Below are 25,175 nucleotides of genomic sequence, written 5' to 3'. Positions count from 1 at the left end.
TCCTCAGAGCGGTGTTTGTGGCCCGCCGGGACCGCCTGAGCCTATGCAGTCCGAGTAGCTGCCACTGCTGGGAATCGAATAGTACGCAGCGCCAACCCGGCTCCGGTCGTCCACGATGTAGAGCGTTACGTCCTGCGATGCGCACTGCTCCGGAGACAGCTCCAGAACCGAGGCGCGCGACTGATAGCTCCCTCCGGGTCCGGAGGTGAGGTCGAGCGGCTGCACGTAGACTTCCCAGAACATGTCCACAATACGGCCGTCTACGCTCTCACCCGAGCCGGTCAGCCGGTGCGTCCCATTGATCACCTCCGCGGCGATGGCTCCCGTCGGGGTGGAGGGTGGCGGCACTAGTTGCTCGAAGCCCCTCGTGCAGGTGAAGAAGAGAGGGCCAGTTCCGTTGATGCAGTCGCTGCCTCTCCACTCGGAGCGAGTGTGATCGTAGAAGCCGCTCTGGGAGGTGGTCTGGCCGTTCGCATCCAGCACGTAGAGGGTCACCCACGCTTCATCTGGCACCCAGTGGGGGCCATTGTCGAAGGCGCCCGTTGCGCTCCCGAGGTTCGCGTTGAGCACGAGTGGGTGCTGCGCCAGGTTGGGTGACTGGGGCCAGCCTCCCGCGCTGCTCCCCTCTGTTGTAAGCACACGCCAGATCCCCCTCTGGACGTTGCCTGACGATTTCTGGTCGTTGCTAAAGAAGTTGTAGGTGCTCGCCCCATTTCTGGAGGCGTACCTGTAGGGCGCGATCTCATCTCCGTTTCCGCTGTAGGAGAACTTTCGCTCGAACTTGTCGTCCGTTTGCCAAAATTCGACCTGGAACTCGGCCCAGGCACGAACGATAGGTACGTCTCCCACGGATTCGTCCAGCAGGACCTCCCATCGTGCGTTTCCTGACTCCTTGGGGCACTGGTTGTCCCAGGCGACGTCCCAGCAAAAGTCTCTCGGGTCGTGCCACCACCCGCGGTAACGCCACTTCAGCCGAGCGCGTGTCATCTTCAGCGCCCTGATGTCCTGGCAATTCTCTGGGCTTATCCGGCCGTCCGCGTCTACCACTTTCAGACAGACGCGGAAGATCCCTGTCGTGTCATATGCCCGTCGAGCGCTGGACGAGCTCAATTCATCGGTCGCCACCCCCGTCCCGCCGGACACGAACCGGTTGCCATCCCAGCGCATTCCGTCCAAACCCCAACTCCAGATGTACTTCGAAATGGCGCGGCCGATTGGACTCGATGAATTGCTCGCGTCGAGATCAAACCACTTGCGCATGTACACAGAACCACGCGTGGTCCATTTGGCGACCGGCGCCGCATCTGTGATCCGATTGCGAAAGCTGTCCTGCGCCTGGAATCTGTCTTCATACTCATCATAGACTCTCACCCTCGCCCTCACGAACAGTGTATTGGCCGATCGGGCTTGGAGCGAGGTAACGAACGTGTGGTTCTTCCTCGCCTCGACTCGGGCGCATGTAGGGTTGGGCGCTCCCGCCACCATCACCGGGTTCTCGGGAGTGACGGTGAGACAGAGTGTTCGAGTGGCGTTGCTTTGGTTGCTCGTTAGATAGCTGATCGTCTTAACCTCTCCTTCCAACCAGTACAAATCCGGAGGGGTAGGCGGCACCTGAAGCGTCGGGTTGACCAGCAGCAGAGCCGCGGTGACGGTAAACGTCTGCGCGGCGGTGTGGTTGCCGGCCTGGTCCACGGCCGTGACGGTTACCTGATTTGTCCAGGGGTGCTCGGCGGCCGCGGCGACGGAGACGGACTGCGCCACCGTTGCGGTGCCGAAGGGGGTGCCGATCTCCACGCACGCCGCGGGGGAGGGCGACGGGGAGACGACGCTGCCGGCGGCGGCCGATCCGGCGCCGACCGTGGCGGTGAAGCAGTAGCTCACCGCCACGTTGCTCTGGCTGGTCAGGGTGGCCGACCCGCTCCCGCTCTGGCCGGGGAGAAAGGTCTGCGCCGGGAAGGCGGAGAGGAGGGGCGCCGCACGGATGATCCGCGGAGTAACCCGGAAGCCGCCGGGCGCGAAGAGCGACGGATCGCCCGTGTCTTCCACCCGGATCGAGAGGTCGGAGGGGACGCCGCCATACGCGTTCGCCGGGATCCCGTAGGTGAACGACACGCTGGCAGAGCCGTAGGCCGGGATCGTCTGGTTCGCGGGATCGCCGGGGTCAGGGATGGCGGCGGGGTTGGACGAGCTCACCGGGGCGGAGAACGTGCGCGGTGCGTTGGAGCAGTTTTCGATCGTGTAGGTGACGGTGGCGGCCGTGCCGGGCGCCTGCGGTTGTGCCGGCACCCCGGCCGGTCCCGCGAGCGTCGGCGCGCACAACTCGAGCGCCGTGGTCACCGCGAAACTGGAGGGCGAGCCGAACGCCGCGTCGCTCGCCTGGAGCGTGGGGCGGCTGCGCGTGAGGTGCACGGAGCGGTCCTTCATGCGATAGGGCAGGGTGACGCTCCGCACCTCGAACGGGGCAAACGACTCCGTCCGTGGCGCGCCGCCCGGGAGCACGTCCGTGTCCCCCTCCGTCGCAAGGGTGAGATCGCGCTGCGCGTTGGTGCAATTCTGGAGTTGCCAGACCACGCTGAAGGCGGCGCCGGGTCGCTCGGTTCGGCCGCCCGGCGCGGCGACCACGCTGGGGGCGCAGACCTCGAGCTTCGTGCGCACGACGAAATCGGCGATGTTGCTGGATGGCGGGACGTACTGCGGATCCACGTCCACGACGAGGAGCCTGCCGCGGCTCTCGGTGCCGGCCAGCGAGGGGCGCTTGAGCCGATACGTCACCTGCACGCGGTGCGAGCCGCCGCGCGGGATCGACACCGCCGCGCCCGTGCCCTGCGCGCTCACGACCTGGAGGTCGGCTGTGGCTTCCGCGCGGATGTTGAAGTCGCGCCGCGCATTGGAGCTGTTGACCACCGACCATTCCGAGGTGAACTGCTCGTCCTGGCCGGCTTCACGCGCGGCCGGCGCGGAGATCGCCGGAGGGCGTGGGAGAAAGCGGGCCGTGACGCGGAAGCACTGGCGCGCCGGCGGCAGCGTTCTGGCCTCGGCGTCGGAGAACGTCATGCATGCGTCGCGATGATCAAAACCGTCGACGCTGTCGTCGAGGGTGTATACCAGATCAGTCGTTTGCGGCACGCCGCGGGTGTACGGATGGCTCCCCGGCTCGGCCGAGGGTGCGCGGGAGAGGGCCGGCTGCTCCGTCGCCGCGAGCACCATCATCCGCCGCATGTTGGTGTGACTGGTCGAGGTCCAGCGCACCGGGAACGGGTCCCCGGGCGTGACGGTCACGTCAGCGGGGTCGGAGAGCTCCAGCGGACCCAGCACCAGTTCCGTGGCTACGCTGAAGAAGCCGTTCAGCGCCGGGCACCGGTCGTCGTTCGCTTCCACCGGCAGGACCGACACCTGGCCGGCCTCCGCATCGGGATCGAGCTGGAAGCTGGCGGTGACCGTCTGGGAGCCACCGGCGGGCACCGTCACGCTCGCGGGCCCGGTGGCCACCGGGATCACCGATGCGTTGCTGGAGGAGAACGCGAGCGAGAAGCTGCGGGAGCGCGCGCCCGGATTGGTCAGTGTGAACACGCCCGTGCCCGGCTGCCCCGGCCGCAGGTTCTGGTCGGTCGGGGAGTCGAGGCTAGGCGTCGGCTCGCAGACGGGTGGGGGCGGCGGTGTGCTCACCGTCGTATCCACGGGAGTGGTAGGCACGGGAGTGGTGATGGCGACTTCGGGGGCGCCGACGTTCTCCGTGCCGTCCGGATCGTCCTCGCCCGCCCAGCACTGCACGCGGTTGAGCGCGTTGGAGACGTAGGGCGAATAATCAACGGAGCAGCGCTGCCCCGTCTTCAGGTGGCGCACGCGCAGGTACGCGCGCCGGCCGCCGCCCTCCAGGCGATTTTCCTCCACGACCACGCCGGGAGAGCGGCGGAAACCCTGGCCGTCGAGCTGCTCCAGGGTCCCGAGCGAGCCGGTCCGCTGGCGGAGGACCTGCTGCTGGTTGACGAAGTGCACCAGGTCCTGGCGCATCTCGGCTTCGGCGGCGCGGGCACGGTACCGGCCCGTGGCGGCGTAACCGGCCCCAGCTACGATGCCGAGTACCACCAGCACCATCAGGATCTCCACTCCGGTGAATCCGCGGATGTTGCGCTTTGCAGGTCGCATGGCAGGGGGAGGGGCGGAGGTATGAGTACGTTTGCTGATCCTGCAAATATAGATACCCTGATCAGCAAATAGGGTTCTCCTCTTGAGGAAGGTCGTGCTGGCGGGGTGATTCAGGACGACGGGCTTGATTCGGGTGCGCCGATCGGAGTGCGAGGGGACGTAACAGCCGGAGGCACGGAGAAACTGATCTCCGTGCCTCCGTCTGCGCGCACACCGGCTCCTCCGCGTCTCCGCGTGAGACAGTCCGTTCGCTTCAAAGGCGCAGGTGACCATCCGGCGGGAGGAGGCGGATGGGATCGACGCTGTGGTAGCCGTCCGCGCGCCGCACGTAGGCCTCATAGTGGAGATGGGGGCCGGTGGTGCGCCCCGTGGCTCCGACGCGGCCGATCAGCTGGCCGCGCCGCACTCGCTCGCCGTTGCGCACGGAGAGGGCGGAGAGGTGGGCGTATCGCGTGAGAAACGTGTCACCGTGGCGGAGGTCCACGCCGGTGCCGTAGGTGGGCGAGCGAAAGGTGGCGAGCACAACGCCGTCCGCCGTGGCGAAAACAGGCGCGCCGTGCCGGGCCGCGATGTCCAGCCCCCAGTGCGGCAGGACGCGGCGCACCACCGGGTGGTACCGGCGCGGCCCGTAGGCGCTGGTGATGGTTCCCGCTGCCAGCGGCGCCGCGTCCGGGATAAAGAGGCGCGCCGAGTCCACGCGTGCGGCGATGCGCGCCTCGCGGCTCCGGAGCTCCTCGTAGCGCGCCAGGAGCGGGCTGGGGCGCAGCGGGCCGGGCGCCAGCCCTACACGCGCCTCCACCCGGGAGATGCGCCCCTCCAGGCTGTCCAGCCGCAGCGACAGGCCCGCGTCGGCCGAAGGCGGGGCGGCGCGCAGAATACCTGCGCCGCACGCCGCCACCACGAGCGCACACGCCAGCGCCGCCCGCGCGGGGATCACGGGTCGAGCGGCGTGTTCGCCACGCGCGGCGCCGAGGCGGGACGCGCGGGTGCGGTGGGGACCGTCACCACCTCGTCGATCGGCAGGAGCGGCGACCCCGCCCCAGGGCCGCTCCGGTTCTCGAGCACCACCTCCATCCGCGCCTCGCCACCCTCATCCGGGTACAGGCGCACGCGTGGGCCCCGCACCCCGAGCTGGCGGGTGAGCGGAAGGATCTGCTCGGCGCCCACTTCCAGCTTCTCCACCCGCGTGGCGAAGAAGCGCCCATCCGCCTGCCGCGCCACGCGGGATGCATAGATGCGCTCCGCCTGCCGCTCCAGCAGCCAGAAACCCGTCCCGGCGGGCATGTCGGCGAGCGGGATGACGACGCCGTGGCCGTCGGGGACGCGGTACGTGCCCGAACGCGGGACGGACGAAGCAGGCAGCCAGCCCAGGCGCGTGCGCGCCAGCGACGAGAGGGTGAGGCCGTACCCTTCCGGAAAGAAGCACTCGCTCTCCCCCAGCCCAAGCTTGTGGAGGATCAGGCGCGTGGTCCCCATCACGTCCGGCTGCGCGCCGCGGGGGACGTGGACGGCCAGCACGTGCCCCGCGCGCAGCCGGCGCCCGCCCGAGCGCAGCTCCAGCTCCGGGTGCACGATGCGGCTGGCGAACGGCGTGTCCGACTCCACCGTCAGGATCACCAGGTCGATCTCCCCGTCGTCGTCGCGGGAGGTGGGGATGCCGTCCGGGCCGTCATTGTCGTAGACGCTCAGGTCCAGCTGGCGCGCCCACGATTCGAGCGCCATCGACGCCAGGCGCTCCAGCTCGCGCGGCTGCCCCGCGGGCGCGCGCCACTGCGGCGCCACCAGCAGGGGAAGGGTGCGCGTGGTGAAGCGCATCGCCCCGCCCGACTCGCGCGTCAGCAGGTCGCGCACGGTGCCGCCCTCATCGGTCCCTTCGCCGAAGAGGCGAGCCGCGAGGGTGCGCTCGTCGTAGGTGGGGACGCGGTTGCCTGTGGATACGGGGATCACCAGTGCCCCCAGCGGCCCCACGCCGGCGTAGCGCGCGCCGGGGAGCGGCTTCAGCCCGCCCTCGTTGACCAGGCCGGCCGGGAGCGGAGGCCCGGCGGCGGGCGCGGGATACGCCCCCCCGGACCCGGGGTATCCAGTGAGGGAGCTTGCCGGCATGAACGGCCCGTCCGCACGGCGCAGCCCGCCGGCCGAGGCGCAGGCGGAAAGCGCCAGGAGCGCGGTGGCGATCGGGCCGATGCGGAGGGCGGTCTGGAGATGGGCGGAACGCGGCATGGCTTCCTGCGGTGCGGACGGTGGCGGACCCCGGCAGGGAGCCGGGCGGGTGGCGGCGGGCAATCAAGCCCTCTGCACTCGAAATACCCCGAATCAGAGAACAGGCTCACGACCATGGAACAGCCCCGCCTCAACCTCCTCCTCCGCACCCTCATCGACCACAAAGGGTCCGACCTCCACCTTTCCCCCGGAATCGAGCCGCGCATCCGGGTGGACGGCGAGATGATCCCCCTGCAGATGACGGCGCTGGCGGGCGGCCACATCCAGGCCGTGGTGCAGGAGGTGATGGACCCGCCGCTGCGCGAGCGCTGGCGCGACACCGAGGACCTGGACTTCGCCTACGAATCGCCGGATCTGGGGCGCTTCCGGGTGAACGTCTACACGGGCCGGCGCGGCGTCGGGGCGGTGCTTCGGGTGATCCCGGCCGTCATCCCCAGCGCGCAGGATCTCCGCCTTCCCCCGGCGATCACGGGGCTGGCGCGCATCCCCAACGGCCTGGTGCTGGTGACGGGCCCCACCGGCTCCGGCAAGTCGACCACGCTGGCGGCGCTGGTGGACCTCATCAACCGGCAGCGCGCGGGACACATCATCACCATCGAAGACCCGGTGGAGTTCACGCACGAGAGCCGCACCTCAATCGTCACGCACCGCGAGGTGGGGCGCGACGTCCCTTCCTTTCCACGCGCGCTGCGGGCGGCGCTGCGCGAGGATCCCGACGTGGTGGTGGTGGGCGAGATCCGCGACGTGGAGACGATGCAGCTCGCCCTCTCCGCCGCGGAGACGGGGCACCTGGTCTTTGGGACGCTGCACACCAGCAGCGCCACCAAGACGGCTAACCGCGTCGTCGACATGATGCCCCCCGAGCGGCAGCAGCAGGTGAGGACGCAGTTCGCGGACGTGCTGCGCGCCATCGTCACGCAGCGCCTGGTGAGGAAGCGCGGCGGCGGCCGTCTGGGCGCCTACGAGATCCTCCTCAACACGACTCCGGTGCAGAACAACATCAAGGAGAACAAGCCGTCGCTCATTGAGGGCGCGATGAACGACAAGGCCAGCGGGATGCAGACGCTGGAGCGCGCCCTTGCACTGATGGTGGTGCAGAGCTGGGTAGAGGAGGACGAGGCGATGGCCGCCGCCAACAGCCCCGAGAGCCTGCGCACCGAGATCGGCTCCCTGCGCGTTCCCGATCGCGCCCGGCCCTGGTGAAGAAAACCATCACACAGAGAACACGGAGGGAACCACAAGCCGCAGAGAACCCCTTTGCCCTTCTCTCCTTGCCCTCTGTGTCTCTGTGTGAGGCGCGGTTCTGGATGCCTTTGCCTCGAGAATGCAAGGGTTGATCCCTGGATGTTTATCAGTTAACTTGTTCACCTGCAAACAGTTAAGACGGTTCGCCGGATGGATTGCGGCGCTCCCACGGATTCGCTTCCCGGCGCCGGCTGCACAGTGCGGGCGCCCCGAAACGCGAGATTAGATCGGACATGAACTCCAACCTTCAGGCACTCGCGGCCGCAGCCGTCATCTTTGGCATCGCCGCGTCGCTTCCGAACGATACAAAGAGCGCCGCCGCACCCGCTGAAAAAGCGCCGCCGCCCGCCGCCGCCGCGTTCAGGCCTGCCGCCCAGGCCGTGCTGAGCGGCGTGGGGATCGAAAAGGCCGCGCCCGTGGAAGAGCTGTCCGAGGCGGAGACCGCGCTGGCCGCCCTCGCCGGTGACGTCCGCAAGCAGAGCCATCCGGACGCGCTGCGCCTGGCCTTCGAGGCCTACTACAACTATAGGGCGGAGAATCCAGACGAGGTCCGCAAGCCGTACCTGTACTTCGTGGACTACGGGCTGGACAGCCGCACCAGGCGCGGCTACGTCTTCGACATGGAAAAGCTGCGGGTGGTGGACGGACCCTTCGCCGTGGCCCACGGCCGCGGGTCCGGCGCCAAATACGGCGTACCGACGAAGTTCACCAATCGTGAGGGGAGCGCCACCTCTTCGCTCGGGCTGTTCAAGGCGCGCGAGGTCTACGCCTTCACCGGTCACGCCGGCGGCGAGGTGTACCGCTCGGTGGGGCTGCGCCTGGACGGGGTCTCCGGCCGCTTCAACAACGCCGCCCGCCAGCGCCGCGTCGTGGTGCACGGCGCGCCGTACGTGAGCGAGAGCGAGGCCGGACGCAGCGAAGGGTGCCCCGCGATGGACCCGGCGCGCGCCAGGAAGCTGATCCCCAGGATCGGCAACGGCGGGATGGTCTTCCTCTTTTCGCCGCTGGACAAGACGTGGCTGAAGAGCGACCCCTGGGTGCATCGGGACGCGCTGAACGGATGATGCGAGAGGGGGCTCCAGGCGAGTGAAACGTGGAGCCCCTTTGGCAACATCCCAGAACAGCAGCAATACTGCACCAAAGTTGTGACACGGAGCGCAGATGCATCGTCCGTGTTACGAGTAAGGCAGTTAAAGTGGTCATTGATGGCAGCATGTTTGCGCGGATCGTATGTTTACCTCCACGCGTGCTGCCTCCCTACGCCGCGCTCCCCCTGAAAGGCGATTTCCGCATGGCTCTTGGTGAGATTCGCGAGTTTCTCGATGCGCATACGCCCCTCCTGCGGTCTCTGGAAGACCGCACACGCCGCGAATCCACCCCCTCCGCAGACCGAGGCGCCACCCGCGAGGCGCTCATGGAGCTCAGCCTCGCGCTGGAAGAGCTGCGCGTGTCCGAGGAGGAGCTGCGCGTGCAGAGCGACATGCTCAGCGCCGTGCAGCATGCGCTGGAGACGGAGCGTGAGCGTTACCTGGGCTTCTTCACCCACCTCCCCGACCCGTGCCTGGTGACCGACGCGGCCGGGGTTGTGCGCGAGGCGAACCGCGCCGCCGGCGAGCTCCTGGGCGCCCGGCCGGAAGCGCTGGGCGGAAAGCCGCTTGCCGTGTTCGTGGGCGAGGAGGACCGGCGCGACTTCCGCAACCGCATCCTGGAAGGGCTTCCGCTGGATGAGACGGCGGAGTGGGAGGTGAGCCTGCGCCCGCGCGGCAGCCTCCCCTTGCGCGTAAAGGCGCGGGTGAGCGTGATGCGTGAGGCGCAGGGCCGCACCGCCCTGATATGGGTCTTCCGCGGCCTGGCCGATTCGCTGGACGCGGCCCGGGACGAGACCACGCTGCTGGAGGCGATGCTGGACGCCCTGGCCACGCCGGCCTGCGCGCTGGACCTGGACGGCACCCTCCTTCGCTGGAACCGGGCCGCCACCGACGCGCTGGGCTGGGAGCCGGAGACGGCGGGCGATGCCTGCCCGGTGCGCTTTCCGGGCGAGGAGTCGGGGGGCGAAGCCCTTCTCCGGACACGCGAGCGGCTGGACGGCGTGCCGGCCGAGGTGACGCGCGGCAACGGCCAGGTGGTACGCCTGCGCGCCTCCGTGGCGCCGCTCCTGGCCGGAGATGCGCGGCGCGGGACGCTCCTTACCTTCGCCGCGGAGGCGCCCGAGGCGCGCACCACCGAGCGCGACGACGCGGAGTCGATCCTTCAGCAGTGCCGCTCCGCCCTCGCCGGCGAGGCGGCGGCCGGAACCGTTTACGAGCGGCTCCGCACCTGGATCGCGTCCGGGCTGCACCTGGGCCACCTGCGCCCGGGGAGCCGCCTTCCCAGCATCCGCCAGGTGGCGGACGCGGCCGGGGCCGAGCACCGCGCCGTCGCCGCCGCCTACCGCGCCCTCGCCGCCGAGGGCCTGGTGGAGGTCCGCAACCGGCAGGGCGCCTTCGTGGCCGGCGCCTGGGAGCCCGCGGCGCCGCCGCTGGGCGAGACGGCGGACTGGCTGGCGGGGGTGCTGGAAGGCGCCTCGGGGCTGCGCATCCGCATTCCGCAGCTCGCCGACGTGGTGGGCCGCTGGACGACCTCCACCCGCGTGCGCTGTGCCTGCATGGAGTCGGTGGAGGACGAGCGGGCGGCGCTGGTGGCGGAGATGGCGGGGCAGTGGGGGATGGAGGCCATTCCGGTGGCGCCCGGCTCCTTCCGCGCCGACGGCCGCGGGGCTCCGGAGGCGCTGCACGGCGTGGAGCTGATCGTCACCACCGCCTTCCACGCGACCGAGGCGCACGCCGCCGGCCGCGCGCTGGGAGTCCCGGTGCTGGTGCTGGCCGCCGGCCCAGAGATGGTGCAGGCGGCGGAGGAGCGGCTGTCCGAGGGTCCGTTGACCGCCGTGGTGGCCGATGCGGGTTACGCGGCCCGTCTCCGCTTCCTGCGCGGCTCCGAGCGCCTTCGCGTGGTGCTGGCCGACGATGCGGCCGCGATCGCGTCGCTCAACCCGTCGGAGAGCGTGCTGCTGACTCCGGCCGCGCGGCAGAAGCTGGGGAGCGACTCCCCGCGGATGCTGGTGCCGCTCCCGTCGTTCGTCTCCCGCACTCCGGCGCGCACCATCGCGGCGCTGCTGATCCAGCACAATCTCGCGCCGGCCCGGCGCCGGGGGTAACCCGCGGGACGCTGTCCTGAACGCAACGGAGGCGAGGGACCCGCAACACCGGGGTTTCTCGCCTCCGTTCTTTGCGACGCATCCGGGCGGGCTGCGCATGACGTATGGTTCTCGTGGAGGGTGGTGGTCGAGACCCGGAACGATCGCGGGAGTTGCGGCGCATTTCCGGGCACGGGCGCGATGAATCGCGCCCCTACGGTTTGGTCCTGTCCGAGCCGCCATCCCGCCACTCGGACGAATCCCGCCCCCGAGTCCGCGCAGGCGGACTTGTGCCGTTGTTGCCGCGAGTTCACTCGCCCCACCACCCTGTGAATGCACCCGAGCTCTGCTCTCGTCCCTGCACTGGCCGCGATCACCGCCCTCGCCGCCACTGGCTGCTCGCCGAGGCGGGCGGCGGAGTCGCTGCTGCTGGGGAGCCACTTCGTACGCACTGAGGGCGTGGCGTACGGGCCGGAAGCGCGGCAGCGGCTGGACGTGTACCGGCCGAAGGCGGTACGCGCACCCGCACCATTGGTGGTGTTCCTCCACGGCGGGCGCTGGAACAGCGGGACACGCGGGGACTACCGCCTCCTCGGCGATGCCCTCACCCGGCGCGGGTGGGTGACGGTGGTCCCCGATTACCGTCTCGCGCCCGCGGCCCGCTTCCCGGCTTGGGTGGAAGACGGGGCGCGTGCCGTCCGCTGGGCACGCGACAACGCCGCGCGCTTGGGCGGAGACAGCACCCGCATCTTCGTGGTGGGGCATTCCGCCGGGGGCCACAGCGCCGCGCTCCTCGCCCTCGACGAGCACTTCCTGCGCGACGCCGGAGTCCCCGCGGGTGCGGTGCGGGGCTTCGTCTCGCTCGCGGGGCCTGTCGACACCACCTGGACCGACCCGGACATTCAGGCGCTGATGGGCCCGCGCGAGGGCTGGCCCGCCACCTACCCCACCACCCACGTTGACGGCACCGACCCTCCGCTACTCCTCCTCCACGGCGGCGGCGACCGCACCGTAGCGGTGGAGAACTCCGTGCGCCTGGCCACGCGCATTCGGGATCGTGGCGGGTGCGCGCGCTCCATCGTGTACGCGGGCGTGGGACACGTGCAGATCGTGGTCGCGCTGTCCGCGCCCCGCCTGCGGATCGCGCCGGTGCTCGACGACATCGACGCCTTCGTGCGCGACCCGCGCCGCGGCTGCACCGCGACAGGCTAGAGTCTGCTCACACGGAGTACGGGTGGTGTGCGGACCCGGTTCACAGACGCAGAAGAGGCCCGGAAACCGTTACGGTCCCCGGGCCTCTCCGCGTGCGATGATTCAGGAAGCGGCCGGGCGGGCGGCACGCTTGCGGGGAGCGCCTCGGCGGCCCCGGGTGCCTCGCTCGCCACGGGCGGTGGCGGCCGCGCGCTCGGCCTGAAGGGCGGCGCGGGCCTCCGCGCGGGCTGCCTTTCGGCGTGCCCGGCCGTGCTCGCGCGTCTCCTCGAGCTCCTTAAGGAACATCTCGGATGCGGTCGCGAACGCCCCGCGCTTCCGCAGCTCCGTCAGCAGAACGCCGGTGAACTCCTGCACCGCGCGCCGCAGCGAGCTGTCCGACGCATAGCCGCAGGTGTACGCCACGGAGAGCACCGTCTGCGCCTGGTCGTCCAGGAGCTCGCAGGCCAGCAGCACGCGCATCCACGCCAGGATCCGGCGTGGGGGCGGCAGGTCCGCCTGCTCGGCCCATCGCAGCAGCGTCCGCTCGGAGAGGCGAAGCGCCGCGGCCAGGTCGCGCCCGTGGCCGCCCTCGGCCACCACTTCGGCGGCGGCCATCAGCAGGGCGCGCGCGCGGCCGGAAAGGTTCGCCGGGAGGGAGCGCTCCAGCAGGCTCTGCAGCGGCCGCCCCTGCGCCGCCCGCAGGCGTCGGGTGATCGCCTCCAGCGTGTCCTCTTCATCGAGCGCGATGATCTCCTTCACGCCCCACTCGCCCAGCGTGCGCAGGTCGCGCATCCGCCCGCGCTGCACCTCCAGCGCGGCGATCACCGTCGCCGTGGGGAACTCCCACAGCAGCGAGCGCAGCTCGGGCGCCAGCTCCGCCTCGGAGCCGTAGGTGCGCCGGTACGGGTCCACCACCACCAGCGCGGCCGGCGGCGACTCCTGGAGCGTCGTGCGCAGCACGTCCCAGTCGGAGACGAACTGGGTCTGGAAGCGCTGGCTGCCGATGCGCCGCATCCGCTCCTTGAACACGGAGTCGGGATGCATCACGATCAGCGGCCGAAGAATCGGTTGCATGCTGCCTCAGCTCGGCTGGATGAACGTACTCGTGTCGGATCATGTCATACGTAGAACTCACTCCAAGTTACCGCGTTGATCCCTGTTTGTCCAGCGTTTCCGCCAAAAGGCTGGTATTTGGAGGACTTGTAGCCATACGCGGTTTACGTTGATCGTGATCGGATGCGGTGTTCGGAGGGAGTTCGTGTGTGGCGCGAGTAAGCACGGCGGCCGACAAGGAGCAACGAGGTGATGAGCGGGTCGGGGGACAGCAGCCGCGCTACTTCGTCGCCTCTCTTCGGGCGGCTTCCGCGGCAGCGCGGGCGCGGCGGTCGGTGGCGGCGCGGCCCCGGCCGGTGACGATGCTCTCCGGCCCCAGCTCCTTGAACTCCGCAAGCTCCTGAATGAAGGCGTGCGTCGCGCGCTCGAATGCGCCTTCGCGTCGCAGGTGTGTGGGGATGGTGCCGAGGAAATCCTGCATCGCGCGCCGCAGGCTGCTGTCCGACGCGTAGCCGCACGCGCACGCCACGCTGAACACGGTGCGCCCCGGGTCATCGAGCAGCGACGAAGCCAGCAGGATGCGCATCCAGGCCAGGATCCGGCGCGGCGGGGGGAGGCCGGCACGCTCGGCCCAGCGCAGCACGGTGCGCTGTGAAAGATGAAGCGCGCGCGCCAGGTCGCGTCCCTTCCCGCCCATCGAGACCACCTCAGCCGCCGTCATCAGCAGCGTGCGCGACTGGCCAGACACGGTGGCGGGAAGCGAGCGCGCCAGCAGGTTCTGCAGCGGACGGCCCTGCGCCAGCCGCAGCCGGCGCAGCATTCCCTCGCCGGTGTCGTCCTCGTAGATGGAGATGACGTCCGCCACTCCCCACTCTCCCAGCGTGCGGAGGTCGTGCGAGCAGCCGGCGCGCACGTCGATCGCCGCCACCACCGTTATCGAGGGGAACTCCCAAAGGAAACCGCGCAGCTCCGGAGTCAGTTTCCAGAGGCCGCGCGCGTTCTTGCGGTAGGGATCCAGCAACAGGAGAGTGGAGGGAGGGGCCTGGGCGGCGGCGGCGCGCAGCTCGGGCCACGCGGAGACCGATTGGCAACGGAAGGACTTTGCGCTAATCGATTGAACGCGTTCCCGGAATGCACCATTTGGGTGCATGATCAGCAGTGTACGGCGCGGCGGGGGCATGACGTGTCCGGAATTAACTGGAGCCAGACGAAAGAAGAATGGGCAGTCGGGCGGCCGCACGCACAAATATACTGTGCCTCACGTGGCCACCGCGCCCTGCCCGTACCAACTCCCTGCACATTGGAACCTCAGTATGAAGACCGCCCGCATCCTTCTCGCCGTTCTCTCCCTGGCCGCCCTGGCCGCCTGCGGAAACGATTCAATCACCGGCTCCCTGGCGCCCGGGGGCCCGCGCCACGACACTGCGCCCGAAACTGGCGATGCCGGCACGACTGAAGACTCGGACGATGGCACTGTCTCGGAAGAGACGCCGCCGCCGCCCTGTCCCGGAACGGTTGTCGTGACCACTGACCCGAGCGGCAACGTCACGACTACCTGCGTGGCGGGCGACGGTAAGGGCGGTGTGCTCGGCTCGGGCGGCTGAACGGTCCAGTAGAAAAAGAGAACGGGTGGCGGGGAGCTGAATCCCGCCACCCGTTCTCTCTTAGTCAGTGGCTCGACGCCATCTCCAGCGTCCGCACCAGACTGGCGGCAAATACTTCCGTATCTTGCGATCCCCCCGTCGAGGTGTTGGTGTCCGCCACCCTGCGCTCAATGCGGCGTCCGTTGCGGATGGAGTCCAGCACCGCGTCGGCACTGATCATCAACTTGGACTGGCGCAGCTCGGTCGCAACAGCACTCGCCTGCTCGGCAGCCTGCTCGGCGCGGTCCCACTCACCCAGCGAAGCCGCGCCGCGCGCCAGCTCCAGCATCGCAGCCGCCAGCACGGGGCGAACCTCGGGCTCCTTGGCGAGCCGGTTCACCTCTACCCATGCCTTCCGGAACACCTCGCGCTCGCCTACGCCACCCGCCGCGCGCGCGATGTTCGACACGACGGTCAGGCCGAAGTCGCGCTTGCCCGCGGCGTGCGGCCTCAGTGCGTCGAACACCTCAAGCGCCGGCGCGAAGTGCCCCTGCTGCATCCAGAGGTACGCCACGTCCTGCGCCAGCACGGGCAGGCGGTCGTGGTGCGGCCCGTACGCGCGGAACGCGGCCCGAGCGTACTCTTCCGCCTGCGCATGCCGCCCCGTCTCCAGGGCAACCACGAACAGGTCGTGCGCCGCCATACCCTGCAGCGCCGGAAGGCCCTTCCTGCGTGCGGCCCGGAGCGCCTTGATGTGCATGCGGTGCGCGACGGGGAAGCTGCCGCGCTTGATGGCCATGTTCCCCAGCGCGATGTAGGCGCGGGCGTAGGTCTCCCAGTCACCCACCTGGCGTGAGATCATGATGGCGTGCCGGAACCAGGTCTCGGCACGGGCCATCTCGGCACGTTCGCGCGCCACCTGCCCCACCTTGAGCGCCAGGGCCGCGCTGCGCGGCATGGCGAGCGCCGCCGCCTGCGCGAACGCAAGCGCTGTGGCACCATGCTGCTCAGCTTCGGCCCACTCCCCAACTGCCGTGCACGCCGCGGCCACCGCATCGCCGGGGGTGTCCTCGGGCGCGGCGAGCAGGCGGCCGATGACGTTCAGCGGTTCGGTGATCTCGTGCGGCAGGCGCGCGGCCCCCACCTCGGCGAGGCGCTTGCGGCTCGCTTCGGCCGAGAACAGGCCGGCGCGCTCGCCGGGCTCCGCCGTGGCCCAGAACATCACGTTGCGGTACGACTGCCAGAGCAGGACCCCCGCCTCGCTGCCGACTTCGCGCAGGATGTCCATCCCTTCCAGCGTCTCCGAACCGCGGATCAGGGGGGGCGGCGTCCGCCAGCGGCGGGGCTCGCGCACGTTGGTCTTGGCGCGGGTGGCTCTCATTATACGGTCTCCTTGTGCCTTCATTGGGTGCTCTGTCTGTAAACTTTCCGTATACGATACGCAACGCGGCTCGCGTGCGCCAGATTTTTAGCACTCGAACCGTCGAAATTCCCGACGATCCGGTTTAGAATCCGACGCGTGTTGTACAGAGCGAGTCCGGGCGCACCACGATTGCACATCTCTGGCAGGTGCTGACAGTTATCAGTACCCGCCAGCGTCTACACCGTTTCCTTCCCGTCCTCCGGCAACCGTGGCGGCGGTTTTCGGGCGTCCCTCAGGGGACAGGACGATCCGGCCGTCCTGCGCGTCCACCCGTGCGACGCCGCCGTGCTCCAGCATCCCGAAGAGGAGCTCGTCGCCCAGCGGACGGAGGATTTGCTCCTCGATCAGGCGGGCCAGCGGGCGGGCGCCGTTGGCCGGGTCCAGACCGTGCTCGGCCAGCCAGGCCCGCGCCGCCGGGGTCAGCTCCAGCTCCACCCCGCGCGCGGCGAGCCGCGCGCCCACTTCCGCCACCATCCGCTCCACGATCCGCTCCATCACCTCCAGCCCGAGCGGCGCGAAGGCGATGCGGGCGTCCAGCCGGTTGCGGAACTCGGGAGAAAAGGTTCGCTCGAACGCCCGCGCGTCGTCGTTGGGGGCCACGTCGGCGCCGGCGAAGCCGGGACGGCGCCTGGAGAGCTCCTCCGCCCCCACGTTGCTGGTCATCACCAGCACCACGTTCCTGAAGTCGGCCTGCTTCCCGTTGTTGTCGGTCAGGCGGCCGTAGTCCATCACCTGCAGCAGCAGGTTGAAGACGTCCGGGTGCGCCTTCTCCACCTCGTCCAGCAGCACCACCGCGTGGGGGGTGCGCCGCACCGCTTCGGTGAGCAGCCCCGCCTGGTCGAACCCCACGTACCCCGGCGGCGCGCCGATCAGCCGCGACACGGTGTGGCGCTCCATGTACTCGCTCATGTCGAAGCGGATCAGCTCGATCCCCATCACCTCGGCGAGGGAGCGGGCCACTTCCGTCTTTCCGACGCCGGTGGGGCCGGTGAAGAGGAAGGAGCCGATCGGCTTGCGCGGGTCGCGGAGCCCGGCGCGCGACAGCTTGATGGCGGCGGCGAGCTGCCCGATCGCCGTGTCCTGCCCGAAGACGCGCGCCTTGAGCTCCGACTCCAGCGTGCGCAGCCGCTCGCGGTCGCTGCCGGCGACGGTGCGGGGCGGGATCTGCGCCATGGTGGCCAGGATGCGCTCCACCGTCTCCGCGTCCACGTGGGCCGGCTCGGTGCCGCCTTCTGGCGCCGCGAGCCTGGCTTCGGCACCCGCCTCGTCCATCAGGTCGATGGCCTTGTCCGGCAGGCGGCGGTCGTGCAGGTAGCGGGCGCTCAGCTCGGCGGCGGCGCGCAGGGCGGCGTCGGCGTAGCGCACGTTGTGGAACTCCTCGTATCGCCCCCGCAGCCCTTCCAGGATGAGGACCGTGTCTTCGGTGCCGGGCTCCGGGACGTCGATCTTCTGGAAGCGGCGGGCGAGGGCCCGGTCCCGCTCGAAGTGCGTCCTCAGCTCCTCGTGCGTGGTGGAGCCGATGCAGCGCAGCCCGGCCGCCAGCGCGGGCTTCAGGAGGTTGGAGGCGTCCATGCTCCCGCCGCTGGTGCTCCCCGCACCCACCAGGGTGTGGATCTCGTCGACGAAGAGCACGGCGCCGGGGCGGGCTTCCAGCTCCTTGAGCACTGCCTTGAGCCGCTCCTCGAAGTCGCCGCGGTAGCGTGTGCCGGCCAGGAGCGCTCCCATGTCCAGCGCAAAGATCTCGGCGCCTCTCAGCGGGGCGGGGACTTCGCCGCGGTGAATGCGGAGCGCCAGTCCCTCGGCCAGTGCCGTCTTCCCGACGCCGGGGTCGCCGACGAAGAGCGGGTTGTTCTTGCGGCGGCGGGCCAGCACGTGGATGGCGCGCCCCAACTCGCGTTCGCGGCCGATCAGCGGATCGACCCTCCCCTCCGCCGCCTGCCGGTTGAGGTTGACGGCGAAGCGGGCCAGCGCATCGCCCTCGTCGCGCGCGTCCTCCTCTTCCTCGTGCGCGGGCCTCGCCGGGACGGCTTCCGGGGCGGCGGAGGCGCGGCGCATCAGCTCCATGCGGTCCGCGCCGGCTTCCTGGAGAAAATGCGCGGCGAAGGAGTCTTCCTCGTCCCACATGGCGACCAGGACGTGTGCGCCGGTCACCTCTTCGCGGCCTGAGCGGAGCGCCTGGAGCGCCGCCTGCTGCACCGCACGGCGGAATCCGAGCGTCGGCGTGCTGTTGTCGACCGGCACGCCGGTGCCGCTGTGGACCTCCTCGTCCAAAAAGCGCTCCAGCCTGCGGCGGAGGCGGTCCGGGCGGGCGCCGGCGGCTTCGACGGCGGAGGCGGTGGCGTCGTCGTGCAGGAGCGCGAAGAGGAGGTGCTCCAGCCCGGCGTAGGCGTGCCCCCGGCGGGCAGCTTCCAGCACGGCCAGGTGGAGGCTAACCTCCAGCTCCGGACGCAGCGCGGGGGTGGACATAGGCTACTCCGGCTCCACGCTCAGCAGCAGGGGATAGCCCTGCGCCTTCGCCTCGGCGGCGACCCGCTCCACCCGCGTCTCGGCTTCGTCGCGCGTGTAGCTGCCCGCCACTCCGTACCCCGCGTGGTGCACCTGCAGCATGATCTGCGTCGCCTCGGTCGTCGTCTTCTCGAAGAAGCGCACGAGCACATCCACCACGAACTCCATGGAGGTGTAGTCGTCGTTGTGGAGGAGGACCCGGAAGAGGCGCGGGGTGCGCGTGGCGGGGCGCTCGCGAACTGCGATCCCCTCTTCACGCTCCGGCCGTACGGCCGGAGCGCGCTCCGGCGGCTTCTTCGGGTCTGTCATCTCTCGCGAATCGGCTGCTCTCCACTTCCCGGCGTGCGCTTCCATCGCTGTTACATACCTGCAACGTCCGGACCGTACGATTGTGTGCTACGGTATCAGGGGGCGGAGTGGATTCACGCGGGCGGCACGGGGGGTCTAAAAAGCTCGGGAAACGGGGGCGATGATCGGGTTTCGGGCGAGTGAACTCGCGGCAGCAACGGCACGAAGTCCGCCTGCGCGGACTCGGGGTCCGGGGTTGGTGGCGGGGGCGCGGGTCCGGGGCGGGGTCCGACTTCGCAACGATCGTTGCAGATCGCACGGCGGCGGCTCGGGGGTCTACCGTTCGCCGTGGACCGTGGGTCGTTCGCCGTTCCCCGCCACTCCCAGGCCCCCGGCGTCCGTGACGAATGCCGCCTCCGGCATCCGCTCCAGCAAGCCGATGCGCGCGCTCAGGTCGCGCAGGCGGTCGCTGGCGTCGCGGATCTGCTGCACGGAGCGGGCGAGCTCGGGCTGGCCGTCGGCGGCGCCGGAGGCTTCCATCAGGTGCACGGTTCCGGCGACGACGGCGAGCGGGTTGTTGAGCTCGTGCCGCACCGCGCGGATCAGCGCCGCCACGGGGACGGTGGACGGCTCGCGCTGCACCTCCTCCGCCTCGGCGAGGAGGGCGGCGAGCACGCCCGGCTCGGCGGCGTCGGGAAAGGTGTCCAGGCGCAGGCGCTTGACGCGGCCGCCTGCCACCGTCGCGGAGATCTGGAGACGCGAGACGCCGCCGGCCGAGGCCAGGGCGCGCACCACGCGGTCCCGGTCGCCGGCGGCCACCTGCTGCGCCCAGCTTTCCACGGTGGTGCCCCACTCATCGCCAGGGAGGCCGGCCAGCGTTTCGACGCCGGCACCCCAATGGATGCGGCCGGTCGCCAGCTCCACGCGGAGGAGGGCGAGCCCGCTGCCAGCCGCCACGGCGTCGTAGGTGCGGCGCCAGGCGGCGGTCTCGCGGTCGCGGCGCCAGGCGTCCACGGGAACCCGGCGGGCGCGCGCCTCCGCGAAGGCGAGCGCGCCGGCCAGCGCGGAGCCCGCGAACTCCGTCACCAGGGCAAGCGTGGCGCGGTCGTCTTCGCTGAAGGGACGCGCGCCGGGCGTGCGTAGCACGAGCAGCACTCCCACGGCGCCCGAGGGGGCGGGGAGCGCCGCCGCCAGCGCGGGGCCGGCGCCCAGCTCCTGCTCGCCGGGGTAGGCGTGCGGCTCCTGCGACAGGTCCGCCGTCTCCAGCATCATGCCGGAGCGCAGCGCCGTGCCACAGAAGCTTTCTTCGCTGGGGAGGAGCTCGCCTTCGAAGGAGGCGAGGAAGCCGGAGCCGACGCGGAGGGACAGCAGGCCGCCGGGCTCGGCGGTCACCGTGGTGGCGGATGCGTGGAGAAGCGCGCCGATTTCGTCCGCGAAGGTGCGGAGGAGACGGGCGAGCTCAGCAGGGCGTGCGACGCACTCCGAGATTCGGTGGAGGACCGCCAGGACGCGCTCCGATGGAGCGCCCGCGGGTATGGAGAACGCATCCGTCCCCGTGGGGACGGGGGCGGATGCCGCTCCCCGGGTGGGGATGGGCATGAGTTCGCGGTGTTCACGTTCGGCGGCTGGCCTATCTCCCGGAGGGGGAGACACCCGGCTCTGCGACCCCGCCTCGCGACGGGTGAGCTATTGTCGTGTGAAACCTATGTGCAAACTATAGGCTCGCCGCCCCGGATCGCGCAAGCTTTACGTTTGCGCCCACCCTTTCCAGCAGCACGCGCACGTATCGCGTCTCCGCCGGCGCGGGGAGCCCGGCGTCCAGCGCGGAGCGGAATGCGGCCACCACGTCGGGGTCGAACTGGCTGCCGGAGCAGCGCTCCAGCTCTTCTCGCGCCTCCTCCGTGGCCCGCGCGCCGCGGTAGGGGCGGGTGGTGACCATCGCGTCGAAGGCATCGACCACGGCCAGCACGCGCCCCGCCAGCGAGATCTCCGAGCCCGCCAGCCCGAACGGGTAGCCGCGCCCGTCCCAGCGCTCGTGGTGGTGCAGGACGCCCGGCGCCGCGGAGCGGAGAAAGGCGCTGCGCTCCACGATGGCGGCGCCGATGAGCGGGTGGCGCCGCATCACCGACTTCTCCTCCTCCGTCAGCTCCCCCGGCTTGCGCAGGATGTGGTCCGGGACGCCGATCTTGCCGATGTCGTGCAGCAAGCCGCAGACGACCAGATCGCGCAGCTCGTCCTCGCCCAGCCCCAGCGCGGAGCCGGCGGCCACGGCGTAGACGGTGACGCGCTCAAGGTGGCCGCCCGTGTACGCGTCGCGCGCCTCCACCGCGTTGGCGATGGTGAGGAGGCCGTCCAGGAAAAGGTTCTCCAGCTGCTGCGCCTGCTCGGCGACGCGCGCCTCCAGGCCGCGCTGGTAGGCGCGGTTCTCCAGCAGGAGGCGCCGGTGCTCCAGCGCGCGCCGGGCGGAGAGCACCACCTCGTCCACGTTGAACGGCTTCAGCAGGTAGTCGTCTGCCTGCAGGCGCAGCGCTTCGACGGCCTGCTCCATCGTTCCCGCGCCGGTGAGGAGGAGGAAGGCGGCGGTGTCGTCCAGCGCCTTGACGCGGCGCAGCAGCTCCAGCCCGTCCATCTCCGGCATCATCAGGTCGGCCAGGACGATGTCCGCGCCTTCCCTGATGAAGTGCTCCAGCGCGACGCGGCCGTTCTCGGCGGTGGAGATGACGAAGTCGCCGCCCGCGAAGATGTCGGCGAGGACGCGGCGGATGCCGGGCTCGTCGTCCACGATGAGCAGACGGGGAGGGCCGGCCGACGGGGGAAACAGCTCCAGCGGCATTTCTTGAAGGAGCGGGGGAGAGGGGGGTTCGCTGGCGAATGTAGCACACGCGCCAGCGCCCACCAAGTGTTTTCGTCCGGAGCGCCGCGTTACGGGAGGAGCCCTTCGCGCGGCCCGGTGAAGCCGAGCACCAGCAGCGCGATGATCACCACCCAGATGCAGGCGTAGAGCACCGCTACGATTCGCCGCTGCTCCAGGATCTTCGGAAACAGGATCGGCTTGCCGGCGAACTTGCCGCGCGGCTTGTTGGGGAAGAAGAAGGTTTTGTACGTCTCGATGGAGGCCACCGAGTACCCGGCGCCGGCCACCGCGATGTAGATCCAGTTCGTGGTGAAGAACGACATGATGACGGCCCAGGTGAGCGCCACCATCGGGCTGCGAAAGAACTTAAAGGTCTCGAAGCCTTCCACCGGCGCGTCCTTCCACGCCCCGCCGAACGCCGTCAGCCAACCGCCGATGGAGCCCACGGTGATGAGCACCAGCCAGGGGTTGGCATCCGGGTACGTCTTCATCAGCCAGTTGGCGAGGTACAGCAGGACGACCAGGAGCACCAGGATGGCGGCGAGGACGGACCAACGCACCGCGCGGCTCTTGATGGGCTTCCCCAGGACGCCGAACTGCATGGGGATGAAGTACTTGGACTGGTCTTCCTCGCGCAGGAAGCTCTTCCACAGCTCCAGCGTGAGCCGCTCGGCCGCATAGACGAGGCCGAAGAAGAGCGAGAGGTGGCTGGCCCAGCCCAGGTTCAGGTCGACGATGCGCGACAGAATGAAGGCGGCGAGCGCCGCCACGATGATGCTGCGCGAGTACTTGGGAAGGGTGAAGCCCTCGTGCGGGGCGTCCTTGTACATCCCCCAGGACGAGGTGTGGGTGCCCGCGAGGAGCCCGATGAGAATGGCAGGAACGGTCGAGTTCATTGGATTGGAAAAGTGGGTCAGCGGTCCATGGAGGCGTACACGGACTCGAGCAGCTCCATGTCGCGCCGCGCGGCGTCGAAGGTAAAGCGCGGCTCGCGGTTTTCGCGCAGGGCGGGGATGAAGTCCCGCCACATGGCGGCGTAGCCGGGGATGTCGGCGAGGCCGGGGACGGCGATGCGGCCGCGCACGGCCAGGAAGACGCCGTTGGTCTCAAAGGTGGCGGTCCCCTCGGTGCCGTACAGCGCGGAGAGGCGCAGCCCCTTGAGCGGCGAGCCGATCTCCCACGAGTAGGCCAGCGTCCCCACCGCGCCGCCCTCGTACTCGAAGACGGCGAGGGTGGTGAGGTCGGGCTCGCCGGTGTTGCCGCCGGGGCGGTAGCCGGTGGCGCGGCGCACGGGGAGTCCCAGGTTGGCCATGAAGTTGATCCAGTGGATCCCGCCCTCAAAGAGCGCGCCGCCGCCCGCCAGCGACATGTCGCCGCGCCAGTTGGCGACGGTCTGCTCCTTGAGCGCGTTGATGGTCAGCAGCCGCGGCTCGCCCACCTCGCCGCGCTGGATGACGCCGCGCAGCGCCTCGGCCATCGGCTTGTAGAAGTAGTTCTCCGCCACCATCACCCGCCGCCCCGCCGCGTCGCGCGCCGCCTGCACGGTATCGAAGTCGGAGGCGTGCAGGAACGGGGGCTTCTCGACGACGACGTGCTTTCCCGCGGCGAGGGCGGCCAGCGTCAGCTCCAGGTGCGACGTGGGCGGCGTGGCGACGACGACGACCTCCACGCGCGGGTCGGCCATGGCGGCCTCGTACGAGCCGAACGCGCCCGCGCCCCCGGCCTTGCGCGCGTACTCCTCCGCCTTGGCCAGCTTGCGCGAGGCGTAGAAGAGGCTCACCCCCTCCATCCCCTTGAGCCGCTTGGTGTGGATGCGCGTGGCGAAGCCGCATCCCAGGAAGGCGACCCCCGTCATCCCGCGGCCTCGGCGTGCGCGGGGCTCGCGTGCGCGGCCATCCTGCGCCCCACCCGCAGCGCGTTGGCGGCGATGGTGAGGCTCGGATTCACCCCCGCGGAAGTGGGGAAGCAGCTTCCATCCGTCACGTACAGGTTCTCCAGGCCGCGGAAGCGGCAGTCGGGGTCGAGCGGGGCGGTGCGCTCGTCGTCGCCCATGCGCACGGTGCCCACGGCGTGCGAAAATGTGCTCACCTTCCACGTCGCCGTCCCCCATGCGCCGGCGCGGCGAAGGATCTTCTTCGCGCGTCTGATCAGCGCGGCGCGAGCGGCGAGGTCGCGTGGCGAGTAGAGCGAGGTGACGCTCATGCGGGGGAGCCCGAAGCGGTCGATGGCGGCCGGGTCGATGCGTACGCCGTTCTCCGCCCGCGGCTGGTCCTCGGCGATGGAGAGGAGCCCCGTCATGTGCTCCACCAGTGGCGTCGCCATGCGCGCGATCGGCCTGGGGAGGCCGACTTCGAGCATGGCGGCGGGCGGTCCCATCACCTGCTGCATGTTGCCGAGCTTGCCGTGAGGGGCGTCCTTTTCGTCGACTCCGAAATAGAAGTCGTGGATGGCGAGCTGCTTGTGGTGCTCGTTGCCGGGATTCGGGTTGCGCGGAAAGACGCCGTACGTCATCGCGTTGCAGTGGCGCATCAGGTAGCGTCCCACCGCGTGCCCGGCCGGGTTCATCCGCTCCAGCCCCGACGCCAGCAGGAGGTGCGGCGTGGCGAGCGCTCCCGCGGCCACCACGAAGCTCTCCGCGCGCAGCACGAGCGGCTCCCCCGTGGGGCGATTGCGGCACTCGACGGCGGCGATGCGGTCCCCTTCGGCCACCAGGCGCACGGCCATGGTATCCGTGAAGAGCTGCATCCCGCGCATCGCCAGCTCGGGGATCATGCGCGTGGCGATGTCGTTCTTGGCCCCGATGGCGCAGGCGAAGGCGTCGCAGGTGGTGCAGCGCCGGCAGCCCGTCTCCGCCGCGTAGTTGATGGCGAGCGGGATGGGGAACGGGTGCAGTCCCAGCGAGCGCGCCGCCGCCTCGATGCGCCGCGACGGGGCCGCGAGCGGGGAGGGCGGATGCGGATACGGTGCGCTGCGCGGGGGCTCCGTCGGGTCCGTCCCCGCGGCGCCGGCGACGCCCAGGAGGCGCTCGGCCTGCGTGTAGAACGGCTCCAGCGCGTCGTACGCAAAGGGCCACGCGGCCCCGGAGTCGCCCACGATCTCCGGCGCGGGGTCGAAGTCGCGCTGGCGGAAGCGGAACGACGAGCCGCCGTAGTACACCGAGGGTCCGCCCACGCAGGTGCACAGGTTCTGCTCGGCCCAGCGGCGGCCCTGGAGGACGCGGAACGCGCTGTCCGGGGCGTACGCCGGCGTGCGGACGAAGGCGCCCTCGCCGGCCCAGTTCTGCGGGCCGCGCTCCACCCATCCGCCGCGCTCCACCATCGCCACGCGCAGCCCGGCCGCGACCAGCTCCCACGCCGCCATCGCGCCGCCGAAGCCGCTGCCGATCACCACGGCGTCGAGTTCCAGGAGTGGGGAGGACGGTGGCACAGGCAGAAACTTCAGGAAAGCGAATTAGCGTGGGAAGCCGCGTAAACTGCGGGGAAGCGGCGTCTGGCG

Annotated in this window: 18 protein-coding genes and 1 riboswitch; of the genes, 5 read left to right on the top strand and 13 right to left on the bottom strand. The window is 70.3% G+C overall.

Going from position 1 to position 25,175, the window contains the following annotated elements; translation table 11 throughout:
- Window positions 1-3 precede the first annotated feature (3 nt).
- The 3 genes from VF584_16835 to VF584_16825 all read right to left on the bottom strand — a co-directional run bounded on the left by VF584_16835 (window position 4) and on the right by VF584_16825 (window position 6,366).
- On the bottom strand, window positions 4-4,107 hold the full coding sequence (locus tag VF584_16835) for a hypothetical protein (GenBank protein HEX8211844.1): 4,104 nt from the start codon (window positions 4,105-4,107) through the stop codon (window positions 4-6).
- 292 nt (window positions 4,108-4,399) lie between these two features.
- Window positions 4,400-5,083 (bottom strand): M23 family metallopeptidase, encoded by a 684-nt coding sequence (locus VF584_16830; GenBank protein HEX8211843.1) that lies wholly within the window; start codon window positions 5,081-5,083, stop codon window positions 4,400-4,402.
- The gene (locus VF584_16825; GenBank protein ID HEX8211842.1) at window positions 5,080-6,366 is read right to left on the bottom strand and encodes a hypothetical protein; all 1,287 of its coding nucleotides are present in this window, start codon (window positions 6,364-6,366) and stop codon (window positions 5,080-5,082) included. Before VF584_16825 ends, VF584_16830 begins: the two co-directional genes overlap by 4 nt.
- A gap of 114 nt (window positions 6,367-6,480) precedes the next feature.
- Here VF584_16825 and VF584_16820 point away from each other — a divergent pair, with 114 nt between their 5' ends.
- The 4 genes from VF584_16820 (at window position 6,481) to VF584_16805 (ending at window position 11,995) form a co-directional block, all read left to right on the top strand.
- Entirely contained in the window at window positions 6,481-7,569 is a 1,089-nt protein-coding gene (locus tag VF584_16820; protein ID HEX8211841.1) for a PilT/PilU family type 4a pilus ATPase, read from the top strand.
- 275 nt (window positions 7,570-7,844) lie between these two features.
- A complete protein-coding gene (locus VF584_16815) occupies window positions 7,845-8,675 on the top strand; it encodes a murein L,D-transpeptidase catalytic domain family protein (protein HEX8211840.1) in 831 nt (276 codons plus the stop codon).
- 350 nt (window positions 8,676-9,025) lie between these two features.
- A complete protein-coding gene (locus VF584_16810) occupies window positions 9,026-10,804 on the top strand; it encodes a PAS domain-containing protein (protein HEX8211839.1) in 1,779 nt (592 codons plus the stop codon).
- Window positions 10,805-11,116: 312 nt separating this feature from the next.
- The gene (locus tag VF584_16805; GenBank protein HEX8211838.1) at window positions 11,117-11,995 is read left to right on the top strand and encodes an alpha/beta hydrolase; all 879 of its coding nucleotides are present in this window, start codon (window positions 11,117-11,119) and stop codon (window positions 11,993-11,995) included.
- A 102-nt stretch (window positions 11,996-12,097) separates the two neighbouring features.
- On the opposite strand, the gene VF584_16800 is transcribed toward VF584_16805, so the two are convergent.
- Complete coding sequence (locus tag VF584_16800; GenBank protein HEX8211837.1) at window positions 12,098-13,048, bottom strand: helix-turn-helix domain-containing protein; 951 nt, start codon at window positions 13,046-13,048, stop codon at window positions 12,098-12,100.
- Window positions 13,049-13,307: 259 nt separating this feature from the next.
- Window positions 13,308-14,048 (bottom strand): helix-turn-helix domain-containing protein, encoded by a 741-nt coding sequence (locus tag VF584_16795; GenBank protein HEX8211836.1) that lies wholly within the window; start codon window positions 14,046-14,048, stop codon window positions 13,308-13,310.
- Between the two features lie 292 nt (window positions 14,049-14,340).
- Between VF584_16795 and VF584_16790 the strand changes: the two genes are divergently transcribed.
- Window positions 14,341-14,631 carry a hypothetical protein gene (locus VF584_16790; GenBank protein ID HEX8211835.1) on the top strand — a complete coding sequence of 97 codons (291 nt, stop codon included), beginning with the start codon at window positions 14,341-14,343 and terminating at the stop codon, window positions 14,629-14,631.
- A gap of 64 nt (window positions 14,632-14,695) precedes the next feature.
- Here VF584_16790 and VF584_16785 read toward each other — a convergent pair whose 3' ends face one another.
- The 8 genes from VF584_16785 to VF584_16750 all read right to left on the bottom strand — a co-directional run bounded on the left by VF584_16785 (window position 14,696) and on the right by VF584_16750 (window position 25,106).
- A complete protein-coding gene (locus tag VF584_16785) occupies window positions 14,696-15,991 on the bottom strand; it encodes a tetratricopeptide repeat protein (protein ID HEX8211834.1) in 1,296 nt (431 codons plus the stop codon).
- Between the two features lie 201 nt (window positions 15,992-16,192).
- The gene (locus VF584_16780; protein ID HEX8211833.1) at window positions 16,193-18,499 is read right to left on the bottom strand and encodes an AAA family ATPase; all 2,307 of its coding nucleotides are present in this window, start codon (window positions 18,497-18,499) and stop codon (window positions 16,193-16,195) included.
- Window positions 18,500-18,502: 3 nt separating this feature from the next.
- The gene (locus VF584_16775) at window positions 18,503-18,847 is read right to left on the bottom strand and encodes an ATP-dependent Clp protease adaptor ClpS (protein ID HEX8211832.1); all 345 of its coding nucleotides are present in this window, start codon (window positions 18,845-18,847) and stop codon (window positions 18,503-18,505) included.
- 315 nt (window positions 18,848-19,162) lie between these two features.
- On the bottom strand, window positions 19,163-20,425 hold the full coding sequence (locus VF584_16770; GenBank protein HEX8211831.1) for a histidine kinase dimerization/phospho-acceptor domain-containing protein: 1,263 nt from the start codon (window positions 20,423-20,425) through the stop codon (window positions 19,163-19,165).
- An 18-nt stretch (window positions 20,426-20,443) separates the two neighbouring features.
- Window positions 20,444-20,524: riboswitch (cyclic di-GMP riboswitch) on the bottom strand.
- Window positions 20,525-20,540: 16 nt separating this feature from the next.
- Complete coding sequence (locus tag VF584_16765; protein HEX8211830.1) at window positions 20,541-21,659, bottom strand: HD domain-containing phosphohydrolase; 1,119 nt, start codon at window positions 21,657-21,659, stop codon at window positions 20,541-20,543.
- A gap of 89 nt (window positions 21,660-21,748) precedes the next feature.
- Window positions 21,749-22,576 carry a hypothetical protein gene (locus VF584_16760; protein HEX8211829.1) on the bottom strand — a complete coding sequence of 276 codons (828 nt, stop codon included), beginning with the start codon at window positions 22,574-22,576 and terminating at the stop codon, window positions 21,749-21,751.
- A 17-nt stretch (window positions 22,577-22,593) separates the two neighbouring features.
- Window positions 22,594-23,535, bottom strand: coding sequence for a Gfo/Idh/MocA family oxidoreductase (locus VF584_16755; protein ID HEX8211828.1), 942 nt, complete (start codon window positions 23,533-23,535; stop codon window positions 22,594-22,596).
- The gene (locus VF584_16750; protein HEX8211827.1) at window positions 23,532-25,106 is read right to left on the bottom strand and encodes a GMC family oxidoreductase; all 1,575 of its coding nucleotides are present in this window, start codon (window positions 25,104-25,106) and stop codon (window positions 23,532-23,534) included. Before VF584_16750 ends, VF584_16755 begins: the two co-directional genes overlap by 4 nt.
- Window positions 25,107-25,175: the final 69 nt, after the last annotated feature.

The sequence above is a fragment of the Longimicrobium sp. genome, from assembly GCA_036389135.1.
Taxonomy (GTDB): Bacteria; Gemmatimonadota; Gemmatimonadetes; order Longimicrobiales; family Longimicrobiaceae; genus Longimicrobium.
Note: the sequence above shows the minus strand (reverse complement) of the source record. Positions and strands in the feature narration are given on the sequence as shown.

What these genes read in the sequence shown, in the direction of transcription:
- VF584_16825 (HEX8211842.1), bottom strand. Translation starts at nt 6,366, where the DNA reads ATGCCGCGTTCCGCCCATCTCCAGACCGCCCTCCGCATCGGCCCGATC.
- VF584_16820 (HEX8211841.1), top strand. Translation starts at nt 6,481, where the DNA reads ATGGAACAGCCCCGCCTCAACCTCCTCCTCCGCACCCTCATCGACCAC.
- VF584_16815 (HEX8211840.1), top strand. Translation starts at nt 7,845, where the DNA reads ATGAACTCCAACCTTCAGGCACTCGCGGCCGCAGCCGTCATCTTTGGC.
- VF584_16810 (HEX8211839.1), top strand. Translation starts at nt 9,026, where the DNA reads ATGGAGCTCAGCCTCGCGCTGGAAGAGCTGCGCGTGTCCGAGGAGGAG.
- VF584_16805 (HEX8211838.1), top strand. Translation starts at nt 11,117, where the DNA reads ATGCACCCGAGCTCTGCTCTCGTCCCTGCACTGGCCGCGATCACCGCC.
- VF584_16800 (HEX8211837.1), bottom strand. Translation starts at nt 13,048, where the DNA reads ATGCAACCGATTCTTCGGCCGCTGATCGTGATGCATCCCGACTCCGTG.
- VF584_16790 (HEX8211835.1), top strand. Translation starts at nt 14,341, where the DNA reads ATGAAGACCGCCCGCATCCTTCTCGCCGTTCTCTCCCTGGCCGCCCTG.
- VF584_16785 (HEX8211834.1), bottom strand. Translation starts at nt 15,991, where the DNA reads ATGAGAGCCACCCGCGCCAAGACCAACGTGCGCGAGCCCCGCCGCTGG.
- VF584_16780 (HEX8211833.1), bottom strand. Translation starts at nt 18,499, where the DNA reads ATGTCCACCCCCGCGCTGCGTCCGGAGCTGGAGGTTAGCCTCCACCTG.
- VF584_16775 (HEX8211832.1), bottom strand. Translation starts at nt 18,847, where the DNA reads ATGACAGACCCGAAGAAGCCGCCGGAGCGCGCTCCGGCCGTACGGCCG.
- VF584_16770 (HEX8211831.1), bottom strand. Translation starts at nt 20,425, where the DNA reads ATGCCCATCCCCACCCGGGGAGCGGCATCCGCCCCCGTCCCCACGGGG.
- VF584_16765 (HEX8211830.1), bottom strand. Translation starts at nt 21,659, where the DNA reads ATGCCGCTGGAGCTGTTTCCCCCGTCGGCCGGCCCTCCCCGTCTGCTC.
- VF584_16760 (HEX8211829.1), bottom strand. Translation starts at nt 22,576, where the DNA reads ATGAACTCGACCGTTCCTGCCATTCTCATCGGGCTCCTCGCGGGCACC.
- VF584_16755 (HEX8211828.1), bottom strand. Translation starts at nt 23,535, where the DNA reads ATGACGGGGGTCGCCTTCCTGGGATGCGGCTTCGCCACGCGCATCCAC.